Origin of the sequence: Nonomuraea sp. NPDC049709, from assembly GCF_040674815.1 — a bacterium.
Classification (GTDB): Bacteria; Actinomycetota; Actinomycetes; order Streptosporangiales; family Streptosporangiaceae; genus Nonomuraea.
Genome location: NZ_JBFANM010000032.1, coordinates 80,038 through 98,773, shown reverse-complemented (window position 1 = coordinate 98,773; position 18,736 = coordinate 80,038). Strand labels below are relative to the sequence as shown.

The 18,736-nt window shown below is 72.4% G+C and carries 17 protein-coding genes; 8 read left to right on the top strand and 9 right to left on the bottom strand.

Annotation, left to right across the window (positions count from 1 at the left end; all coding sequences use genetic code 11):
- From AB0J69_RS30140 to AB0J69_RS30130, 3 genes are all read right to left on the bottom strand, one after another.
- Window positions 1-2,386, bottom strand: a 2,386-nt coding sequence (locus tag AB0J69_RS30140; RefSeq protein WP_364123804.1) for a S8 family serine peptidase, incomplete at its 3' end; no start/stop codon positions are given.
- Between the two features lie 91 nt (window positions 2,387-2,477).
- Window positions 2,478-3,296 carry an SAM-dependent methyltransferase gene (locus AB0J69_RS30135; RefSeq protein ID WP_364123802.1) on the bottom strand — a complete coding sequence of 273 codons (819 nt, stop codon included), beginning with the start codon at window positions 3,294-3,296 and terminating at the stop codon, window positions 2,478-2,480.
- A gap of 71 nt (window positions 3,297-3,367) precedes the next feature.
- Window positions 3,368-3,790 carry an NUDIX domain-containing protein gene (locus tag AB0J69_RS30130; RefSeq protein ID WP_364123800.1) on the bottom strand — a complete coding sequence of 141 codons (423 nt, stop codon included), beginning with the start codon at window positions 3,788-3,790 and terminating at the stop codon, window positions 3,368-3,370.
- 40 nt (window positions 3,791-3,830) lie between these two features.
- On the opposite strand from AB0J69_RS30130, the gene AB0J69_RS30125 reads away from it, so the two are divergent.
- Window positions 3,831-4,265 carry a MarR family winged helix-turn-helix transcriptional regulator gene (locus AB0J69_RS30125; RefSeq protein WP_364123798.1) on the top strand — a complete coding sequence of 145 codons (435 nt, stop codon included), beginning with the start codon at window positions 3,831-3,833 and terminating at the stop codon, window positions 4,263-4,265.
- Window positions 4,266-4,282: 17 nt separating this feature from the next.
- On the opposite strand, the gene AB0J69_RS30120 is transcribed toward AB0J69_RS30125, so the two are convergent.
- Together AB0J69_RS30120 and AB0J69_RS30115 are read right to left on the bottom strand one after the other, a co-directional pair.
- Window positions 4,283-4,894 (bottom strand): DJ-1/PfpI family protein, encoded by a 612-nt coding sequence (locus tag AB0J69_RS30120; RefSeq protein WP_364123796.1) that lies wholly within the window; start codon window positions 4,892-4,894, stop codon window positions 4,283-4,285.
- Window positions 4,891-5,868, bottom strand: coding sequence for a DJ-1/PfpI family protein (locus tag AB0J69_RS30115; protein WP_364123794.1), 978 nt, complete (start codon window positions 5,866-5,868; stop codon window positions 4,891-4,893). The genes AB0J69_RS30120 and AB0J69_RS30115 overlap by 4 nt, the downstream gene beginning before the upstream one ends.
- Window positions 5,869-5,995: 127 nt before the next feature.
- Here AB0J69_RS30115 and AB0J69_RS30110 point away from each other — a divergent pair, with 127 nt between their 5' ends.
- A complete protein-coding gene (locus tag AB0J69_RS30110; RefSeq protein ID WP_364123792.1) occupies window positions 5,996-6,460 on the top strand; it encodes a hypothetical protein in 465 nt (154 codons plus the stop codon).
- A complete protein-coding gene (locus AB0J69_RS30105; protein WP_364123790.1) occupies window positions 6,457-7,164 on the top strand; it encodes an HD domain-containing protein in 708 nt (235 codons plus the stop codon). Before AB0J69_RS30110 ends, AB0J69_RS30105 begins: the two co-directional genes overlap by 4 nt.
- Here the strand turns inward: AB0J69_RS30105 and AB0J69_RS30100 are convergent.
- Both AB0J69_RS30100 and AB0J69_RS30095 read right to left on the bottom strand, forming a co-directional pair.
- Complete coding sequence (locus tag AB0J69_RS30100; protein WP_364123788.1) at window positions 7,107-7,913, bottom strand: FRG domain-containing protein; 807 nt, start codon at window positions 7,911-7,913, stop codon at window positions 7,107-7,109. The genes AB0J69_RS30105 and AB0J69_RS30100 overlap by 58 nt on opposite strands.
- Before the next feature lie 549 nt (window positions 7,914-8,462).
- Entirely contained in the window at window positions 8,463-10,013 is a 1,551-nt protein-coding gene (locus AB0J69_RS30095; protein WP_364123786.1) for an acetyl-CoA acetyltransferase, read from the bottom strand.
- Between the two features lie 105 nt (window positions 10,014-10,118).
- Here AB0J69_RS30095 and AB0J69_RS30090 point away from each other — a divergent pair, with 105 nt between their 5' ends.
- Both AB0J69_RS30090 and AB0J69_RS30085 read left to right on the top strand, forming a co-directional pair.
- Window positions 10,119-11,033 carry an alpha/beta hydrolase gene (locus AB0J69_RS30090; RefSeq protein ID WP_364123784.1) on the top strand — a complete coding sequence of 305 codons (915 nt, stop codon included), beginning with the start codon at window positions 10,119-10,121 and terminating at the stop codon, window positions 11,031-11,033.
- A complete protein-coding gene (locus tag AB0J69_RS30085; RefSeq protein ID WP_364123782.1) occupies window positions 11,030-12,631 on the top strand; it encodes an NAD(P)/FAD-dependent oxidoreductase in 1,602 nt (533 codons plus the stop codon). The genes AB0J69_RS30090 and AB0J69_RS30085 overlap by 4 nt, the downstream gene beginning before the upstream one ends.
- 1 nt (window position 12,632) lies before the next feature.
- Here AB0J69_RS30085 and AB0J69_RS30080 read toward each other — a convergent pair whose 3' ends face one another.
- Both AB0J69_RS30080 and AB0J69_RS30075 read right to left on the bottom strand, forming a co-directional pair.
- Window positions 12,633-12,758 carry a hypothetical protein gene (locus AB0J69_RS30080; RefSeq protein ID WP_364123780.1) on the bottom strand — a complete coding sequence of 42 codons (126 nt, stop codon included), beginning with the start codon at window positions 12,756-12,758 and terminating at the stop codon, window positions 12,633-12,635.
- Window positions 12,755-14,134, bottom strand: coding sequence for an OFA family MFS transporter (locus AB0J69_RS30075; RefSeq protein WP_364123778.1), 1,380 nt, complete (start codon window positions 14,132-14,134; stop codon window positions 12,755-12,757). Before AB0J69_RS30075 ends, AB0J69_RS30080 begins: the two co-directional genes overlap by 4 nt.
- 154 nt (window positions 14,135-14,288) lie before the next feature.
- Here AB0J69_RS30075 and AB0J69_RS30070 point away from each other — a divergent pair, with 154 nt between their 5' ends.
- The 3 genes from AB0J69_RS30070 to AB0J69_RS30060 all read left to right on the top strand — a co-directional run bounded on the left by AB0J69_RS30070 (window position 14,289) and on the right by AB0J69_RS30060 (window position 18,636).
- A complete protein-coding gene (locus tag AB0J69_RS30070; protein ID WP_364123776.1) occupies window positions 14,289-15,767 on the top strand; it encodes a carboxylesterase family protein in 1,479 nt (492 codons plus the stop codon).
- A 38-nt stretch (window positions 15,768-15,805) separates the two neighbouring features.
- A complete protein-coding gene (locus tag AB0J69_RS30065) occupies window positions 15,806-16,534 on the top strand; it encodes a maleylpyruvate isomerase family mycothiol-dependent enzyme (RefSeq protein ID WP_364123774.1) in 729 nt (242 codons plus the stop codon).
- Window positions 16,535-16,731: 197 nt separating this feature from the next.
- Window positions 16,732-18,636 (top strand): S41 family peptidase, encoded by a 1,905-nt coding sequence (locus AB0J69_RS30060; protein WP_364123772.1) that lies wholly within the window; start codon window positions 16,732-16,734, stop codon window positions 18,634-18,636.
- Window positions 18,637-18,736 lie beyond the last annotated feature (100 nt).

Genomic DNA, 18,736 nt, shown 5'->3' with positions numbered 1-18,736 from the left:
CGAACCCCACGATGTCCGCCCGGCCGTCACCGGTCAGATCCGCCAGGAAGCGCGGATGCCGCTCCACCCGCCAGCCGCCCGCCACGTGACCGAAGCTGCCGAGCACGAGCTGCGGCGCCTGGAACGTCCCGTTGCCGTTGTTGAGGGAAACCCACACCCCCGCGTCGCCGAACCCCACGATGTCCGCCCGGCCGTCACCGGTCAGATCCGCCAGGAAGCGCGGATGCCGCTCCACCCGCCAGCCGCCCGCCACGTGACCGAAGTTCCCGAGGACGAGCTGCGGCGGGTCGAAATGGCCCGCGCCCAGGTTGCGGGACACCCAGACGCCGGCGTTGCCGAACCCGACGATGTCGGCCCGGCGGTCGCCGGTCACGTCCGCCAGGAAGCGCGGGTGGCGCTCCACCCGCCAGCCGCCCGCCTCGTACCCGAAGTTCCCGAGCGCGAGCTGCGGCCCCTGGAACGTGCCGTTGCCGCTGTTCAGCGCGACGTAGACGCCCGCGTCGCCGAACCCGACGATGTCGGCGCGGCGGTCGCCGGTGAGGTCCACCGCGAAGCGCGGGTGGCGCTCCACCCGCCAGCCCCCGGCCACGTAGCCGAAGTTGGGGACCGCGAGCTGCAACGCCTGGAAGGTGGCGCTGCCGCTGTTGAGCGCGACGTAGACGCCCGCGTCGCCGAACCCGACGACGTCCGCCCGGCCGTCACCGGTCAGATCCGCCAGGAAGCGCGGATGCCGCTCCACCCGCCAGCCGCCCGCCTCGTAGCCGAAGTTCCCGACGGCGAGCTGGGGCGCGGTGAAGTTGCCGTTCCCCTGGTTCCTGGAGACGTACATGCCGGCGTCGCCGAACCCGACGACGTCGGCCTTCCTGTCCCCGGTCAGGTCGGCGGTGAAGGCCACGTCCGCCGGGAAGATCAGCGGCGAGGTGACCGCGTTCATCGCGTTGACGCGACCGCCGCCCAGCATGCCGGCGAGACCGGCGTTCGTCGCGTCGATGTTGTCGCACGTGCTCTCGACGATCAGCCGTACCTGGTGGTTGGTGAGGTTGCGGTTGCGCGACCAGACCAGCGCGGCGACCCCGGCCACGTGCGGCGAGGCCATCGACGTGCCGTCGCTGAAGGCGTAGCCGCCGTCCCGGAAGGTGGACCAGGTGTTGACGCCGGGCGCGGACACGTCGACGTTCGTGCCGAAGTTCGAGAACGACGCCTTGCGGTCGGACTGGTCGAGCGCGGCGACGGCGATCACCTCGGGGTAGACGCCGGGGTACTGCGGGGTGACGTCGGTGTTGGTGCCGTTGTTGCCGGCGGCGAAGACCACGACCACGTTCGCGGCGACCGCGTCCTGGATGGCGGTACGCACGCCCGCGTGGTCGCCGTTCATGCGCCAGCTGCAGTTGACGACGTAGCGGCGGTCGGGGTGGGCGTTCGCGTGGTCGGCCACGTACCTGATCGCGTCCGCCCGGTTCTGGTTCATGCCGGTCGTGAGGTCCACGCGCAGCGGCATCAGGCGGCAGAGCGGCGCCACGCCGATGACCCCGTTCGTGTCGTTGACCGCGGCGCAGGTGCCGCAGACGTGCGAGCCGTGCCCGTTCCCGTCCTCCGGTACGGGGTCGTTCCCGTCGGCGAAGTCCCAGTCCTCCGTGCCGCGCGGCAGGAAGTTGGCCTGCAGGTCGGGGTGGTTCATGGACGCCCCGGTGTCGATCACCGCGATGATCACCTCGGGGTCGCCGCGGGTGAGCTCCCACGCCTCGGAGGCGTGGATGTCCGCGCCCGTGACGCCGGTCGCGCCGTTCACCGCCTGGCCGGTGTTGCGCATGCCCCAGAGCAGGCCGAAGTCGCCGTCGTCCGGGACGAACAGCAGGGCGCTGTTGAAGCCCACCTCGCTGGGCTCGGCGAAGGCCACCTCCGCCGGCTGCGACAGCTCGCGGATCGCCGCGAACAGGCCCCGCCCCTCGGGCACGGCCACGGTGTAGTAGCCGGGCGTGCGCTGCCGGACCAGGATGCGGCTGCCGTGCTCCCGGATGATCTCCTCGGCGCGGGCCGCGTCGACGTCCCCGCGGAACCGGACGGTGAGCTCGTCCGGCAGGAAGTACCGGGACGCGCCGTGCTCGTCGATCATCACCGGGAGCGAGTCCGTCACCTCGTCCTGCGCGGTCACGTCGCCCATGCGCGTGGGGCTGACGTACACGGCCGCGAAGCCCCGCTCCAGGTTGTAGCCCTGGCTGACCGACAGGAGCGCGGGGGCGGAGACGATCCGGTTGAGCGTGTCGATCTCCCCCTGGCGCGCGAACGTCACCATGGCCTCGTCGGGCTTGGGGGCGAACGCGGTGAGATGGCCGTTGGTCTTGTCGACGTAGCTGTATTCACTCTCTTCCGAACGGGGAGTGGCCATGTTCGGCACCTTCTTCAGAAAAGGGGATGAGAGCTGCCGACACTATGCCGATGGCCACGCTCCGTCCTCAGGGGAGGACCTAGGGAAGTCCCTAAGACAGGCGGCCGACCGCGCCCAGAAGCCCGGGGACGGTCAGATCGACCTTCGCCAGCCGGTCGAGCTCGGACTCCGGCCGCCAGGACTTGACCGGTACGAGCCCGGGCTCCAGCAGCTTCATGCCGTCGAAGAAGTCGGTGATCTGCCGCAGCGAGCGGGCGGCCAGCGCTCCCGGCTTCGTCGCCTTGTACACCTGCTGCCCCGCCTTGACCCTGGGGTCGTCCGCGTCAGGCGTGTAGAAGTGGGAGATCAGCAGGTAGCTGCCCGGCACGAGCGGCGCGCGCAGGGTCGCCACGATGTCGCTCGCCTTCCGGTCGCCGGGCACGAAGTGCAGCACCGCCGACATCAGCACCGCCGTGGGCAGTTCGAGGTCGAGATGCCCGGTGACCTGGGGGTCGCTCAGGATGGCCGCCGGGTCGGTGACGTCGCCCCAGACCGCGACGGTGTCGGGTGTGTCGGCGAGCAGGGCCCGGGCGTGCGCCAGGACGATCGGGTCGTTGTCGACGTAGACCACCCGCGTGTCGGGGGCGATCCGCTGCGCGACCTGGTGGACGTTCTCCTGGGTGGGCAGGCCGGCGCCGATGTCGAGGAACTGCCGCACGCCCTGCTCGGCCATGAGCCGTACGGCCTTGCCGATGAAGGCCCGGTTGTCGCGGGCCGTCTCACGCACCTCCGGGACGATCGCGATGATCTTCTCGGCGGCCTCGCGGTCGGAGGGGAAGTTGTCCTTCCCGCCCAGGTAGTAGTCGTACATGCGGGCCACGCTGGGAACCGTCGGGTCAACACCGGGCACGTCCGGCTCAGCAGCACTCACGTGTCGTCTCCCTGCACTGGGGCTAGCGCCAGCGTAGCGATCACCCCGTACGGGGTGAACCCCCTGCGCGGTCAGTGCAGCAGGCCGCTTTCGTGCAGGGCCTTCAGGACCAGGGAGTCGACGTACGACACCCGGTGTCGGTCCGCGTACCCGAACCAGGCCTTCTCCGCGATCTCCATGGACGGGGTGAGCGGTCCCTGGTGGTCGGCGGTGTAGCAGATCATCCGGAAGGGCCCGCGCTCCGGATGGCCGGCCGGGATCTCGAAGGTGCCGAAGTGCACCATGGTGTCCCCGTCGATGGCCGTCAGCAGCTCCTCGTCGATCTCCCTGACGAGGGTCTGGCGGTCGGACTCCCCGGGCTCGCGCATCCCGCCCGGGAAGTAGAACACGTCGCGGCCGTGGCTGCGCGTCATCAGCACCTGGTGGTCGCGTACCAGGACCCAGGCCACCTTCTCCGGCACGCCGTCATCGTTCACGCCGTCATCATCCGCCATGGCTCGGCACCCTGGCGGGGAAGTACGGGAGACTTGGCGGGTGAGTGCCGAGAACGACCGCCCCGCCGCCCCGGTGACCAGCACCTCCATCGTGGTGCTCACGCTCGCGCGCCGGATCGAGACCGAGCTGAACGCCGCCCTCGCGCCGCTCGACCTCACCGTGAGCCGGCTCGGGCTGCTCGGTCACGTCGCGGCCGTGCCCGGGATCTCGTTCAGCGAGCTCGCGCGGATGTCCGGCATCACGGTGCAGAGCGTGCACGCGGCGGTGAAGGCGCTCGCCGGGGCCGGGCTGGTGCGCGACCACACCGCCCGCGCCGGGTCCGCCTCCACGATCGAGCTCACGCCCGACGGCGAGCGCCTGCTCCAGGAGGCTCAGGCGGCGGTGGCCGGGGTGGACGAGCGGATGTTCGGGCCGGGCGCCGACCCGATCCAGCGGCAGGTGGGCGACGCCGTGCGGTCCGCGTTCGCCCCCTGAGCCGCCGGCGCCGGCGGTCAGGCGTCCGGGACGGGCTCGTCCGCGAGGTACGGCGGCGCGGGTTCGTACTGCAGCGCCCGCCGCACGGCCCGGGCGTGATCGCGGCCGTGCAGGCGGCCGACGAGCCACAACGCGCTGTCGATCCCGGCCGAGACGCCCTGGCTGGTCAGCAGGCCGCCGTCCACGACGTAGCGGGCGTCCCGCACGACGGTGACGTCCCCCAGCGCTTCGAGCTCGTCCTCGTGGCCCCGGTGCGTGGCCACCCGCCGCCCGCGCGCGGGGCCGGCGGCGTGCAGCAGGAACGTGCCGGTGCAGACGGAGCACACCCAGGTGACGTGGGCGGCCGTCTTGGCGATCCAGCCGGTGACGACGGGGTTGTGCGGCTCGACCACCCGGGCGCCCCGCCCGCCCGGGACGAGCAGCACGTCCAGGGGCGGGTGGTCGTCGAGGGTGTGGTCGGGCAGCACGCGCATGCCCTTGGCGCAGCGCACGGGGCCGGGGCCCTCGGCGATGAGCATCGCGGTGTCCTGGCCGCCGCGCAGCGCCGCGGACACGGTGAAGACCTCCCAGGGGCCCACGAAATCGAGCTCCTCGGCCTGGTCGAAGATGAGCAGTCCGTACGTGGTCACAGGTCGCCTCCCTTGGCGATGGAGTGGAATCGGTCGCGGTAGTCGGAGGGCGCGACGCCCACGCGGCGGTGGAACGTGCGGCGCAGGGTCTCGGCGGTGCCGAAGCCGCAGCGGCGGGCGATGACCTCGACCGGGTCGTCGCTCTCCGCCAGGGCGCGGCGGGCCGCCTCGACGCGTACCCGCTCGACGTACGAGCCGGGTGGGACGCCGAGCTCGGCGGTGAAGCGCCGTTGCAGGTGGCGCGGGCTGAGCCCGGCGTGCGCGGCGAGCTCCTGGATGTCGTGCCGGGCGCCGGGGTCGGCGTGGATGGCCGACACGGCGGCGCGGACGGGGTCGGTGGACGGCTGCGCCGACCACAGCGCCACGCTGAACTGGGACTGGCTGCCCGGCCTGCGCAGGTACATGACCAGCCGGCGGGCCACCTCGAGCGCGACGTCGCCGCCGAGGTCGTCCTCGACCAGGGCGAGGGCGAGGTCCATGCCGGCGGTCACCCCGGCCGACGTCCACACGCGCCCGTCCCTGACGAAGATCGGATCGCTGTCGACCGTCAGGCCGGGGTGCTCCCGGGCGAGCTGGTCGGCGCGCGCCCAGTGCGTGGTGACCCGGCGGCCGTCGAGCAGCCCGGCCGCGGCCAGCAGGAAGGCCCCGCTGCAGACGGAGGTGACCCGGCGGGCCCCGGAGCCGGCGGCGGCGACCCAGGCGGTCAGCCCGGGGTCGTTCCTGGCCTCGTAGACGCCGGTGCCGCCGGCGACGACCAGCGTGTCCACGCCCTCCGGGGACAGCGTGGCGATGCCGTGACCGGCGTGCACGGGCAGGCCGCTGCCCGCGTGGACGAGGCCGGCGGCCGGGGCCACGATCTCGCAGGCGTAGCCGCCCGCCAGCCTGCCGGCCTGCTGGAACACCTCGTACGGGCCGGTCAGGTCGAGCGACTGGAAGCCCTCGTAGACGACGAAGACGATGCGGCGCTGGTTCACCCCTTCACCCTGCTGGCCGCCGGGTGATGGCGTCAACGACCCATGCCCCACAGATCACGCCATAGCTTCAGTGTGGCTGAAGGTGCGTGTTAGGCTTCAGGGCACCTGAAGGTTGGAGGAGGAACACATGGAGCATCTGCTGCTGTCGATCCACGTGGTCGCCGGCATCGTGTTCGTGGGCGGCTCGGCCGTCGCGACGAGCCTGTTCCCGCGATACGTGCCGATCGCCGCGGGCGCGGACATGGACGCGGCCGCCCAGGAAGGGCGCAGCCGGGCCGTGGCCGCGGCGTTGCACCGCATCACACGCGGCTACAGCCTGGCCGGGCTCGTCGTGCCCGCCGCCGGGATCGTGCTGGCCTTCGCGCAGGGCCGTACCGGTGAGATCTGGGTCGTCCTCGCCATGGTCCTCACCGCGGCGGCGGGCCTGCTGCTGGCGGTGCAGATCCACCCGCGCCAGCGCGACGCCCTCGCCACGCCCGGCGACCGCGCGCCGCTGCGCACCCTGTCCATGCTCGCGGGCGTCTACAACGTGGTGTGGACGGTGGTCGTGGTGCTGATGATCGTCCGCCCCGGCGCGGCGGAAGGGGCGTGACGGCGTTGTACGGCAGCCTCCCGTTCCCCTGGAACGACCTGACCCTGAACGCGACGCGCTTCGCCCGCGACCTGGAAGAGCCCGCGATCTTCAACCACAGCATGCGCACCTACCTCTACGGGCGCCTGATCGGCGAGCGGCAGGACCTGCGGCCCGGCCGTGACTACGACGACGAGCTGCTGTTCCTGGCCTGCGTGTTGCACGACACCGGGCTCAGCGAGCCGGGCGACGGCGACCAGCGCTTCGACCTCGACGGCGCCGACCTGGCCGCCGACTTCCTCACCGCCGAGGGCGTGCCGCCCGAGAAGGTGGAGATCGTCTGGGACGCGATCGCCCTGCACCTGTCCCCCGAGATCGCCCTGCGCAAGCGCCCCGAGATCGCGCTCGTGACGGCCGGCGCCGGCTTCGACCTGGGGGCCGCCGAACCCGTCCTCCCGCCCGGGTACGCCGACGAGATCCACGCGGTGCTGCCCCGCCTGCACGCCGCCGCCGTGCTCCATGACGCGATCGTCGGCCAGGCGCTGGCCAAGCCGCAGAAGGCGCCGCCGTTCAGCGTGCCCGGCGAGCTCGTCCGCCAGGCGACCCGCCGTACCTGGCCCACCTGGCGGGAGCTGACCGGGAACTCAGCGTGGGACGACTATGACGGCTACCGGCCGGTCATCGAACCGCCGCCCTGCCCGTCGTCGATGGAGTCCGGCGAGTAGTAGCGGCGCAGCCAGTCGGCCAGCCCGTCGAGCCCGGGGAGCAGGACGCGCTCCGTGATGTTCGCCTGGTCCAGCTTCTGCCTGATCTCGGCCTTGACCCCGGCCGGGATCACCCATCGGTGGCCCAGCCCCTGATGCTCCTCCAGCCACTCCTCGAGCTGGAACGTCGGGTCCGAGAACACCGACAGCACCGACGACTGGTTGACCACCCGTTCGTCCAGCGACGGCGGCTCGAAGAACGCCAGGAACGGGCGGCCGTCACCGCCCAGCCGGTCGAAGCAGGGCAGGTCGGCGGCGACCTCCGCGAGCATCTCGGTGGTGAAGAGCAGGGCGCCCTCGGCGTCGAGCGACTCGCGCAGCGGCTCCGGCAGCAGCCGGTGGGCACCCGCGCAGTCCACCGCGAGCAGCGCGCCGTCCTCGTCCGGCCACGACGCGGTCGTGAAGTGCAGGGCCACGAGCGGCGAGAAGGTCCAGTCCAGCAGGCGCGTGGGCAGGCCGTGGTGCTGCCCCAGGGCCAGCCAGTCCCAGACGGTCGGGCCCGGGGCCTGGCGGTGAGCATATTTACGGAAATTTCGTATCAGGTGCGACTCGACGGCCGCGTAGTCACCCCGGAGCCGGGCCAGGCCCGACATGTGCGAGTACGTGCTGCGCGCCAGGCCCCGGAAGACCAGCGTCGAATGCGCGGGCCCGCCACCGTCGCACCGGCCGGCCTCGCTGATCGCATCGTCCAGTTCGCGCCAGGACGACACCGTAACCACCTTCACCATGGACCCGTTGCCCCTGACCACGCCCTCCACACCTGCCCGCCTCCTCCCCCGTGGACGCACCCCGCGCCCCAGGGGTCCCCGGGGCCTCCCACTCACCGCTGCCCCCTTTCCCACTGCACTTCGACTCAGGTTCGTTGGGGAGGAGGGGCTGACGGGGCTCGGAGGCGAAGGCCCTTCGGCGCGGAGGTTCGTGGGGGCGAAGGTCGTTGCGACGCAGGCCCAGGCGGCACGGAAGCCCTCGCGGGCGAAGGACAGGCGCGGCGCGCAGCCCCGCCCAGCGCACGGGCCCATCCGGCCGCGCAGGCCCGTCCAGCGCGCAGGCCCATCCGTGCGCGGGCCCATCCGGGGCGCAGGCCCATCCGTGCGCGCGGGCCCATCCGGGGCGCGGATGCCTGGGACGTGCGAGCCTTTGTGGAGAGGGGCAGGCGCGGTGACGTGCCCGAACGGGCCTTGGGGGCGCGCAAGGCCTTCGGGCCTTCGGGCCTTCGGGCCTTCGGGCCTTCGGGCCTTCGAGGTTACGGGGTTACGGGGTTACGGGGTGAGTGTTGCTCGGTTGCCGGTGTTGGAGGGGCGGACGTGGATGGGCTCGCCGATGGGCTCTCCCTCCGACAGGAGGTCCAGGGTGCGCTCGTCGTCCGCCAGGGCGAGGAAGCGGGCCCCGCCCTCCACGCGCCCGATCACGAACCCCGTACGCCTCCCGTCCCGCCGGTGCTTGACCGTGCAGGTCTCGATCGTGGCCCGCCCGTGAGGCTGGGGGGCCTGCTCGACGGGGGCCCAGGAGTCGATCTCGGACTGGAGTTCGGCGCTGCGGTCGGCCCGCCAGGGCGCGGGCGCGGTGGAGTAGACGCCCGCGGAGTACTTGCTCAGCGCACCCCCGTTCGCCCCCACCAGCCCGTACGCCCCCGGCAGGGCCCGCACCCGCCGCACCACCTCGGCGATGGCGTGCATCGAGTAGTTGTTGCCCGCACCGCCGAAGAAGGGCAGCCCGCCGGTGACCGTCAGCTCCCGTGACCCGTCCACCGGCAGCCCGAGCCCCTCGCAGACGTTGGAGACGGCGATGGGGAAGCAGCTGTACAGGTCGATGGCCGCCAGGTCGGAGGCCTCGACGCCGGCCTGTTCCAGGGCGTGCCGGACGGCCATCGTGGCGGCCGGGCTCGTGCTGAGGTCGGCGCGGTCCAGCAGGTCGCGTTCGCGCAGGTCGGCGTGGCCGTGCAGGAAGACCCAGCGGTCCTCGGGCACGCCCAGCCGCCGGGCGGCGGCCACGGACATCAGCACGACCGCCGCGCCCTGGTTGACCTTCTCGCGGGCGACGAGGTAGCGGGTGTAGGGGTCGGCGATGAGGCGGTTGCTCTCGGTCGGCGTGACGAGCTCGGCCGCGCCACGCTCGACGGGGGCGGCGGCGTGCGGGTTGACCGCGGCGATCTTGGTGAACGGGGCGAACAGGGCGCCCATGCCGGCCGCGTACTCCTGCCGGGTCTGCCCGAGCCGGGCCCGGCGCGCGTTGTCGAACAGCGCGTACTGGCTGGGCGCGTCCGTCAGCCGGTGCACGATCTGCGCGGGCGAGACGAGCCCGTCGAGGCCGTAGCCCCGGTCCTCCAGGGAGCCTTCGACGCTCTCGCCGAAGTCCGGCCTGTCCTGCGGCGCCGCCCCGGCCAGGTGCTGGGTCGTCGAGATGGCCTCGGAGCCGAAGAGCAGGACGACCTCGGCCGCCCCGGCGGCGATCGTCGCGGCCAGCTCGTTGACCAGGTGCTGGGGCGCCTGCCCGCCGGCGGTCTCGAGGACGGCCCGGCGCGGGGCGGCTCCCACGCGGCCGGCGACCGAGCGCGGGTAGTTGTTCGACCTGCCGAGCGGCGAGGGGATGCCGGGCGCGGAGATCTCGAACTGCCGCACCCCGGCCACGGTGTCGACGGCCGCGGCGACCTCGGCGGGGTCCGCGCCGGTTTCGGCGAGCGCCTCCCTGGCGGCCTCGGCGGCCAGCTCGACGGGCGACAGGCGGCGGTAGCCCGGCTCGCCGATCCGTTCCGAGGACTGCCCGGTCCCGACGACGATCGGCGTAAGAGGGTCAATGTCCGAGACAATCATCCACACGCTCCAACAGACGATACTTCTAGACAATAACCGTGATGGATCCTACGTTCGAAGTGAGGTGGATCACTGCCCGCGCTCCCCCCGATGAGGTGACCTCGCATGTCCCTTGACCACGCGACGACCCGGTTCCTGCAGGAAATGGCCGCCGCCGGCGGCGCGCCGCTGCACGAGTCGACCCCCGAGGAGGCGCGCACCGTCAGCGCGGCGCTGAGCGAGATGTACGGCAAGGGCCCCGACGTGGAACGCGTCGAAGAGGTCATCATCCCGGCGGAGGACGGCGCCTCGTTCCCCGCCCGCCTCCTGGTCCCGTCCGAGAGCCCGCGCGGCGTCATCGTGTACTACCACGGCGGCGGCTGGGTCCTCGGCACCATCGACGAGTTCGACACCCTGGGCAGGGAGCTGGCCGCGCGGACCGGCTGCGCCGTCGTCCTGGTGGGCTACCGGCTCGCCCCCGAGCACCGCTACCCCACCGCCGCCCGCGACGCCTACGCGGCGCTGCTGTGGAGCGCCGCCCGCCTGCCCGGCCTGCCGATCGTCGTGGCGGGTGACAGCGCGGGCGGCAACCTGGCGGCCGTCGTGACCCAGCGGGCCAGGGACGAGGGCGGCCCGGCCATCGCGCTGCAGGTGCTCGTGTACCCGGCCACCGACTGCGACCTGGACAACGCCTCCTACCGCGACCCGGAGAACCAGCTCCTGCTCACCCGGGACACCATGGTCTGGTTCTGGGACCACTACGTGCCCGATCCCGCCCAGCGGACGAACCCCGACGCCTCTCCGCTGCGCGCCGCCGACCTGTCCGGCCTGCCGCCCGCGGTCGTGCTGACCGCCGAGCACGACGTGCTGCGCGACGAGGGCGAGGCGTACGCCGAGCGGCTGCGCCAGGCGGGTGTGCCGGTCGAGTTCAAGCGCTTCGAGGGTCAGATGCACATCTTCTTCACCATGGTGAACGTGCTGCCCGCCAGCGCCGACGCGCTCGTCATGGTCGCCGCCGCCGTCGAGCGGAGCGTGACATGACACCCCAGGCGAGGTACGACGCCGTGGTCGTCGGGGCGGGCTTCGCGGGCCTGTACATGCTGCACCGGCTGCGCGGCCTGGGCCTGTCCGTACGCGTCTTCGAGACCGGCGACGGCGTGGGCGGCACCTGGTACTGGAACCGCTACCCCGGCGCCCGCTGCGACGTGGAGAGCATGCAGTACTCCTACTCCTTCTCCCCCGAGCTGGAGCAGGAGTGGGAGTGGACCGAGCGCTACCCGTCCCAGCCCGAGATCCTCCGGTACCTGGAGCACGTCGCCGACCGGTTCGACCTGCGGCGCGACATCCGGTTCGAGACCCGGGTGACGCGGGCGGCGTACGACGAGACCGCGCACGTGTGGCGGGTGGAGACCGACCGGGGCGACCGGGTCACGGCCCGCCATCTCGTCACGGCGGTCGGCTGCCTGTCGGCGGCGCGCGTCCCCGACTTCCCCGGCGCCGCCTCCTTCCGGGGTGCGAGCCACCACACGGGGCGCTGGCCGCACGAGGGCGTCGACCTCACCGGGCGGCGGGTGGCCGTCATCGGCACGGGCTCGTCCGGCATCCAGTCCATCCCGGTCATCGCCGAGCAGGCCGCGCACGTGACGGTCTTCCAGCGCACCCCCGACTACAGCGTGCCCGCCTGGAACCGGCCGCTGGAGCCCGAGTACCAGAGCTGGGTCAAGGCGAACTATCCCGGCCTGCGGCGGGCCATGCGCGAGTCCCACACCGGGCTGCTCGATCCCGGCAATCCGGGCTCGGCGCTGGAGGCCGGCGACGAGGAGCGGGCCCGGGAGTTCGAGGCGCGCTGGGCCACGGGCGGAGTCACGTTCCTCGGCGCGTACGGCGACATCGGCATCAGCTCCGAGGCGAACGAGCACGCCGCCGAGTTCGTTCGCGCCAAGATCCGCGAGATCGTGGCCGATCCGCAGGTCGCGGAGAAGCTGTCGCCCAGGAACCATCCGCTCGGCACCAAGCGGATCTGCGTCGACACCGGCTACTACGCCACCTTCAACCGGCCGGACGTCACCCTGGTCGACGTCCGGGAAGACCCGATCATGGAGATCACCCCGACCGGCGTGCGCACCGCCGCCGCCGAGCACCCCGCCGACGTGATCGTGTACGCCACCGGCTACGACGCGATGACCGGCCCGCTGCTGGCCATGGACATCACCGGCAAGGGCGGCCTGTCGCTGCGCCGCAAGTGGGAGGCGGGCCCGCGCACCTACCTGGGGCTGATGACCGCGGGCTTCCCCAACCTGTTCACCGTCACCGGGCCGGGCAGCCCGTCCGTGCTGAGCAACATGATCGTCTCGATCGAGCAGCACGTGGACTGGATCGCGGACTGCGTCGCCCGGCTGCGGGCCGGCGGCGTCGCGGCCATCGACGCCGACCCGCTCGCCGAGGACGCCTGGATGGCGCACGTCAACGAGATCGCCGGGCAGACCCTCTTCGTGCGGGCCGACTCCTGGTATCTCGGGGCCAACATCCCCGGCAAGCCGCGGGTGTTCATGCCGTACGTAGGAGGTGTGGGGGTGTACCGGGAGAAGTGCGACCAGGTGGCGGCGGACGGCTACGAGGGGTTCGTGCTCTCCTCGTGAGTCAGCCGGCGAACAGCTGGGTGAGCTTCAGGAACAGCTCGTACACCCCGTACGTGAAGGGCAGCCCCACCCACGCCCACGCGAGCACCATCAGCCCGGTACGCCGGCCTGTCTCCTGGGAGTTCATACCGTCTGTCCCTTCTCCGTCGCCTGCGGGTCGAGCCGCTGCGCGGGCCGCTCGTGATACCTGTCGTGCACCGGCCGGATCAGCTCGTTGGCCAGGAAGCCCACCGCGAGCAGCCCGATCATGATGAACAGCGAGGTGGTGTAGAGGTCGGGCCCGGACCGCCCGGCGGCCTTCTGCGCGTCGGCGATGGCGTTGACGATCAGCGGGCCGAGCACCCCCGCGGTGGACCAGGCGGTGAGCAGGCGGCCGTGGATGGCCCCGACCTGGTAGGTGCCGAAGAGGTCCTTGAGGTAGGCGGGCACGGTCGCGAAGCCGCCGCCGTAGAAGGACAGGATGCCCAGCGCGGAGATGATGAACAGCGGCTTGGACGCGTCGCCCCACAGGGCGATGACGAGGTACAGCAGCGCGCCGGCGCCCAGGTAGACGCGGTACATGTTCTTGCGCCCGATCAGGTCCGAGGTGGAGGACCAGACGAAGCGGCCGGCCATGTTCGCCAGCGACAGCAGCGCGACGAAGCCCGCCGCCGCCCCCGCCGCGACGGCCGCCGTGGTGCCGGTGAAGAAGTCCGTGATCATCGGCGCGGCCTTCTCCAGGATGCCGATGCCGGCGGTGACGTTGCAGCACAGCACGACCCACAGGCAGTAGAACTGCGGGGTACGGATGGCGTTGCGGGCCGAGACGTCGGCCGTGGTGATCAGCGGGCGCAACTTGACCGTGCGCGGCCGCCGGCCCTTCGGCGGGGACCAGCCCTCGGGCGGGACGCGGACCAGGAGCACGCCCATCGTCATGAAGGCGGCGTAGACCAGGCCGTGCACGAGGAACGTCGTGGCGATCCCGGTCGTGGTGGGGCCGAAGGAGGCCAGCATCTGCGCCGACCAGGGCGAGGCGATCAGGGCGCCGCCGCCGAACCCCATGATCGCGATGCCGGTGGCCATGCCCGGCCGGTCGGGGAACCATTTGATCAGCGTCGAGACCGGCGAGATGTAGCCGATGCCGAGCCCGATGCCGCCCACGACGCCGTAGCCGAGCACGACCAGCCAGTACTGCCCGGTGGCCACGCCCAGCGCCGAGAGCAGGAAGCCGGAGGAGAAGCAGGCCATCGACACGAACATCGCCCACCGGGGCCCGTTGCGCTCCACGAGCGTGCCGCCGAAGGCCGCCGACAGGCCGAGCATGACGATGCCGAGCTGGAACGGCAGCGCGCTCTGCGTGCCGGAGAGCCCGAGCGAGGATTCGAGCGGGGGTTTGAAGACGCTCCACGCGTACGCCTGCCCGATGGCCAGGTGCACGGAGAGCGCCGCGGGCGGCACGAGCCAACGGCTCCAGGTGGGCGCCGCCACGCTACGGGAACGACTGAGGAAGCCTGCGGGGCTCACGGACCTCGTACTGTCTGCCACGCACCACCGGTATCACATACGGTATGCAGTATTGAAAAGGCGGATGATCTTTACGGCGAACGGTCAAATCTCGTCGACGAACGGCCAGGGTAGTCCATCGTAATCTTGGGACGGACGAGAAGGGGTGGGCCGCATGGAGCCAGAGGTCAGGACAGCGGCGGGCGGCCTGCGAGGCCGGGCCGAGGACGGCGTGGCGGTCTTCCGCGGCATCCCGTTCGCCCGGCCACCGCTCGGCGAGCTGCGGTTCGCCGCCCCCGTGCCCGCCGAGGCGTGGGACGGCGCGCGCGACTGCGCGGCCTTCGGGCCGCCACCGCCCCAGGCGCCCTCGCCGATGGGCGTGCCCGTGGCGGAGCGGAGCGGGGAGAACTGGCTGACGGTCAACGTCTGGTCGCCGTCCCTGGACGCCGCGGCGGGGCTGCCGGTGATGGTGTGGATCTACGGGGGCGCGTACCGCAGCGGCGACGCCGGCGAGTCCGTCTACGACGGCGCGGTGCTCGCCCGCGAGGGGAACGCGGTCGTGGTCACGCTCAACTACCGGGTGGGGATGGAGGGGTTCGCCCACATCGAGGGGGCGCCGGCCAACCGGGGGCTGCTCGACCAGGTGGCCGCGCTGGAGTGGGTGCGGGACAACGTGGCGGCGTTCGGGGGCGATCCCGGGCGGGTGACGGTGTTCGGCGAGTCCGCCGGGGCCGGGTCCGTGGCCGCGCTCATGGCCATGCCGCGCGCGGCGGGGCTGTTCGGGCGCGCGATCGCGCAGAGCGTCCCCGGGACGTACTTCTCCGCGCCGCTGGCCGCCGACATCGGCGCGGTCCTGGCCGCCGAGCTGGGCCTGCGGCCCACCGTCGCCGACCTCGCCGCCGTGGCGCCCGACCGGCTCGTCGCCGCCGCCGACGCGGTGACGGCCAAGATGCCCGAGTACGAGGACCTCTGGGGCCCGGTCGCCCGCACCGTCACCCCGTTCTCCCCCGTCGTGGACGGCGACGTCCTGCCCCGCGACCCCTGGGCGGCGCTGGCGGACGGGGCGGCCCGCGGGGTCGAGCTGATCGTGGGCCACAATCGGGACGAATACCGCCTGTTCACGCAGACGGGAAGGTCGGCGGGGCCTTCGGCCGACGTCCTGCTGCGTACGTTCGCGCCCGGGCTGCCCTACCGGGACGCCTTCCCCGGGGCGGAGCCCGAGCTGCTGGGCGAGCTGGTCCGCTCCGACTGGCTGTTCCGCATGCCCTCCCTGCGCCTGGCCGACGCGCAGGCGGCCGGGGGCGGACGGGTGCACGCGTACGAGCTGACCTGGGCCAGCCCCGTCATGGGCGGCGCGCTGGGCGCCTGCCACGCCCTCGACGTGCCGCTGGTCTTCGGCAACCTGGACAGCGGGATGGGCCGGTTCTTCCTCGGCGACTCCGCGCCGGCCGAGGCCGAGAGCGTGTCGGCCGATTTCCGCCGCACGTGGACGGCCTTCGCGGCGGGCGAGGGGCCCGGGTGGGCAGCGTACGAGCCCGGGCGGCACCTGGTCCGCCTCTTCGACACCCAGCCGTCCGTCGTGCCCTATCCGGAGGAGACCTCACGCCGCCTGTGGTCCGCCCACCGGTTCGGCGAACTCCCCCTCCTCACCTGAAGCCCCCTACCGAACATTATTCTGTAGTGTGGTGTGGCATGACGGACATCTTCGACGACCTCGCAGCCGAGTACGAGCAGCTCGACGCCGTCCTGACCACCCTCACCCCCGCCCAGTGGGCCCACCCGTCGGCGGCCGCCGGCTGGACCGTCTCCGACGTGGTCCTCCACCTGGCCCAGAGCGAGGAGCTGGTCATCGCCTCGATCGCCGGCGAGCTGGCCGACCGCAGGTCCCCCGGCGAGGTCGACGCCATGGCCGACGCCCTCGTGGCCGCCGAGCGCGACATCTCCCCCGCAGACCTGCTGGCCCGCTGGCGCGCGGCCGCCTCCGCCACGCCCGGCTCCCTCCGCGCCCATCCCAAGGGCAGCCGCCTGACCTGGGTGGCCGCCTCCCTGTCCCCGGCGACGCTGGCCACCACCCGCCTGGCCGAGCACTGGGCCCACGCCTACGACATCACCGCGCCGCTGGGCATCGCCTATCCCGACACCTCGCGGCTGCGCCACATCGCCTGGCTGGGGCACCGTACGCTGCCGTACGCGTTCGACGTCGAGGGCCTCTCGGGCGGGCCCGTCCGGTGCGAGCTCACCTCGCCCGACGGCGACCTGTGGCACCTCGGCGATCCCGACGCCCCCTCGGTCATCACCGGACCGGCGGCCGACTTCTGCCGGGTGGGCGCCCGGCGCCTCACCCCCGCCGACTCGGCGCTGAAGGCCACCGGCCCGCACGCCGCCGAGGCCCTGTCCGTCCTGCGCAACTACGCCTTCTGACCCCTTTGCCGGGGTGCGGCTGAGCCGGCATCCCGAGCATGTTTCACTCGTCGACCAAAATGGCGACAGGCTAGGGAAACCCCTAGGTCACCTCCTCTGGCGGAGCCGCGCGCCCGGTGAAAGCGTTCCGGTATCCGGGCGCGGGAGCCGATCCCCCGCGCCCGCACGCAGACGACGACCCGGGGTGGGTGGAAGACATGACCGAGCCATCAGGTGCGGCGGCGAAGCAGGAGCTCCAGGACTTCCTGCGCACGGCGGACAGGCTGACGCTCGACGACAGGAAGCTCCTGGTCCAGCAGGCGCTGCTGCTCATCGAGCAGAACTACGTACATCTGCCGCTGAAGGCCGCGATGCACGCCGTGAACCCGGTGCAGCGGCTGCGGCTGCTCGCCGTGCGGCTGAACCGGCAGACGCCGAGGACCATGGGTCCGGAATGGCGCTTCCACGCGGAGATGTCGGAGATCTTCCACTCCGTACGCGACCTGCACACCAACTACATCCTGCCCCTGCCGTACGCCGGCAAGATCGCCTACCTGCCGTACCTGATCGAGGAGTACTACGTCGGCGAGGAGCGCCACTACGTGGTGACCAGGACGGTCGCGGGCTTCTCCGCCCCCGGGTTCGCCCCCGGCGTGGAGGTCACCCACTGGAACGGCATCCCGATCGACCGGGCGGTGGACATCAACGCGGCCCGGTTCGCGGGCAACAACCCGGCGGCCCGGCACGCGCGCGGCCTGCAGTCCCTGACGATCCGGCCGCTGCGCCTGCACGTGCCGCCGGACGAGACCTGGGTCGTGCTGACGTACGTCGGCGCCGACGGCATCCGCCGCGAGCTGCGGGAGAGCTGGCGGGTCGACGACAACCAGCCGTCCTTCGTGGACGCCGACCAGCTCAGCGTCGCCGCCGTCGCCCAGGGCCTCGACCTCGGCGCGGACGAGATCGGCCGGGCGCTCAAGATGTTGTACATCCCGGAGGCCGTCTCGACGCAGGAGATCGTGGGCGGCACCGAGCTGACGGCCGAGCCCGCCGCGCCGGGCGCCGACATCCCGACGTCCATGCCGGGCTTCTTCCGGGCCAAGAGCGTCGACACGCCGTCGGGCATCTTCGGGCACATCCGCATCTTCAGCTTCAACGTCAACGACCCGGACGCGTTCGTAGCGGAGTTCCTCCGGCTCGTCGCGCTCCTGCCACAGAACGGGCTCATCGTGGACGTGCGCGGCAACGGCGGCGGGCACATCCACGCCAGCGAGTTCCTGCTGCAGACGCTCACGCCGCGCCCGATCGTGCCGGAGCCGACGCAGTTCATCACGTCCGCCCTGAACCAGCGGATCTGCAAGCAGCACCAGGAGAACCCCACCGGCCAGATCGACCTCGGCCCCTGGTGCCCGTCCATGGAACAGGCGCTGGAGATCGGCGCCGTCTTCTCCGGCAGCTTCCCCATCACCCCGGCGGGCGGGGCCAACGCCATCGGCCAGCGGTACTTCGGCCCGGTCGTCCTGGTCACCAACGCCCTCTGCTATTCGGCGACCGACATCTTCGCCGGCGGCTTCCAGGACCACAAGATCGGCCCGATCCTCGGCACGGACGACAACACCGGCGCGGGCGGCGCCAACGTGTGGACCCACGAGCTGCTCAAGGTCCTGCTCGAACTGCCCACGCCCGTGCCCGACAACCCCTACCGGCCGCTGCCCGGGCAGGCGAACATGCGGGTGTCGGTACGGCGTACGCTGCGGGTCCACGAGCTCGCCGGCACACCCGTCGAGGACCTCGGGGTGGTGCCCGACTTCCGCCACCAGATGACCCGCAAGGACGTCCTGCAGGACAACGCCGACCTGCTCACGCGGGCGGGGGAACTGCTCGCGGGACGGCCGGTGCGGCGGCTCGACGTGCAGGTCTCCGGGGCGGCCGGCGAGCTGACGCTCACCACGCGGCTGGTGGACCGGGCCGACGTCTACCTGGACGGCCGGCCGGTGGCGTCGGTGAACGTGACCCGGGAGGTCACTACCGTGCCGGTGCCGGGGGCCGGGTCGGCTCATGTCATCCGGGTGGAGGGCTTCCAGGACGGCGACCTCGTCGCCTCCCGCACGATCCTCCCGCACTGACCCACCGGGACGATCCTGCCGCACGGTCCTGCCGCCCCACCCCCATCCCTCTGCCGCCTCACCACCCACCGCTGCCACCCCACCGCTCAGCTCAGTCGCC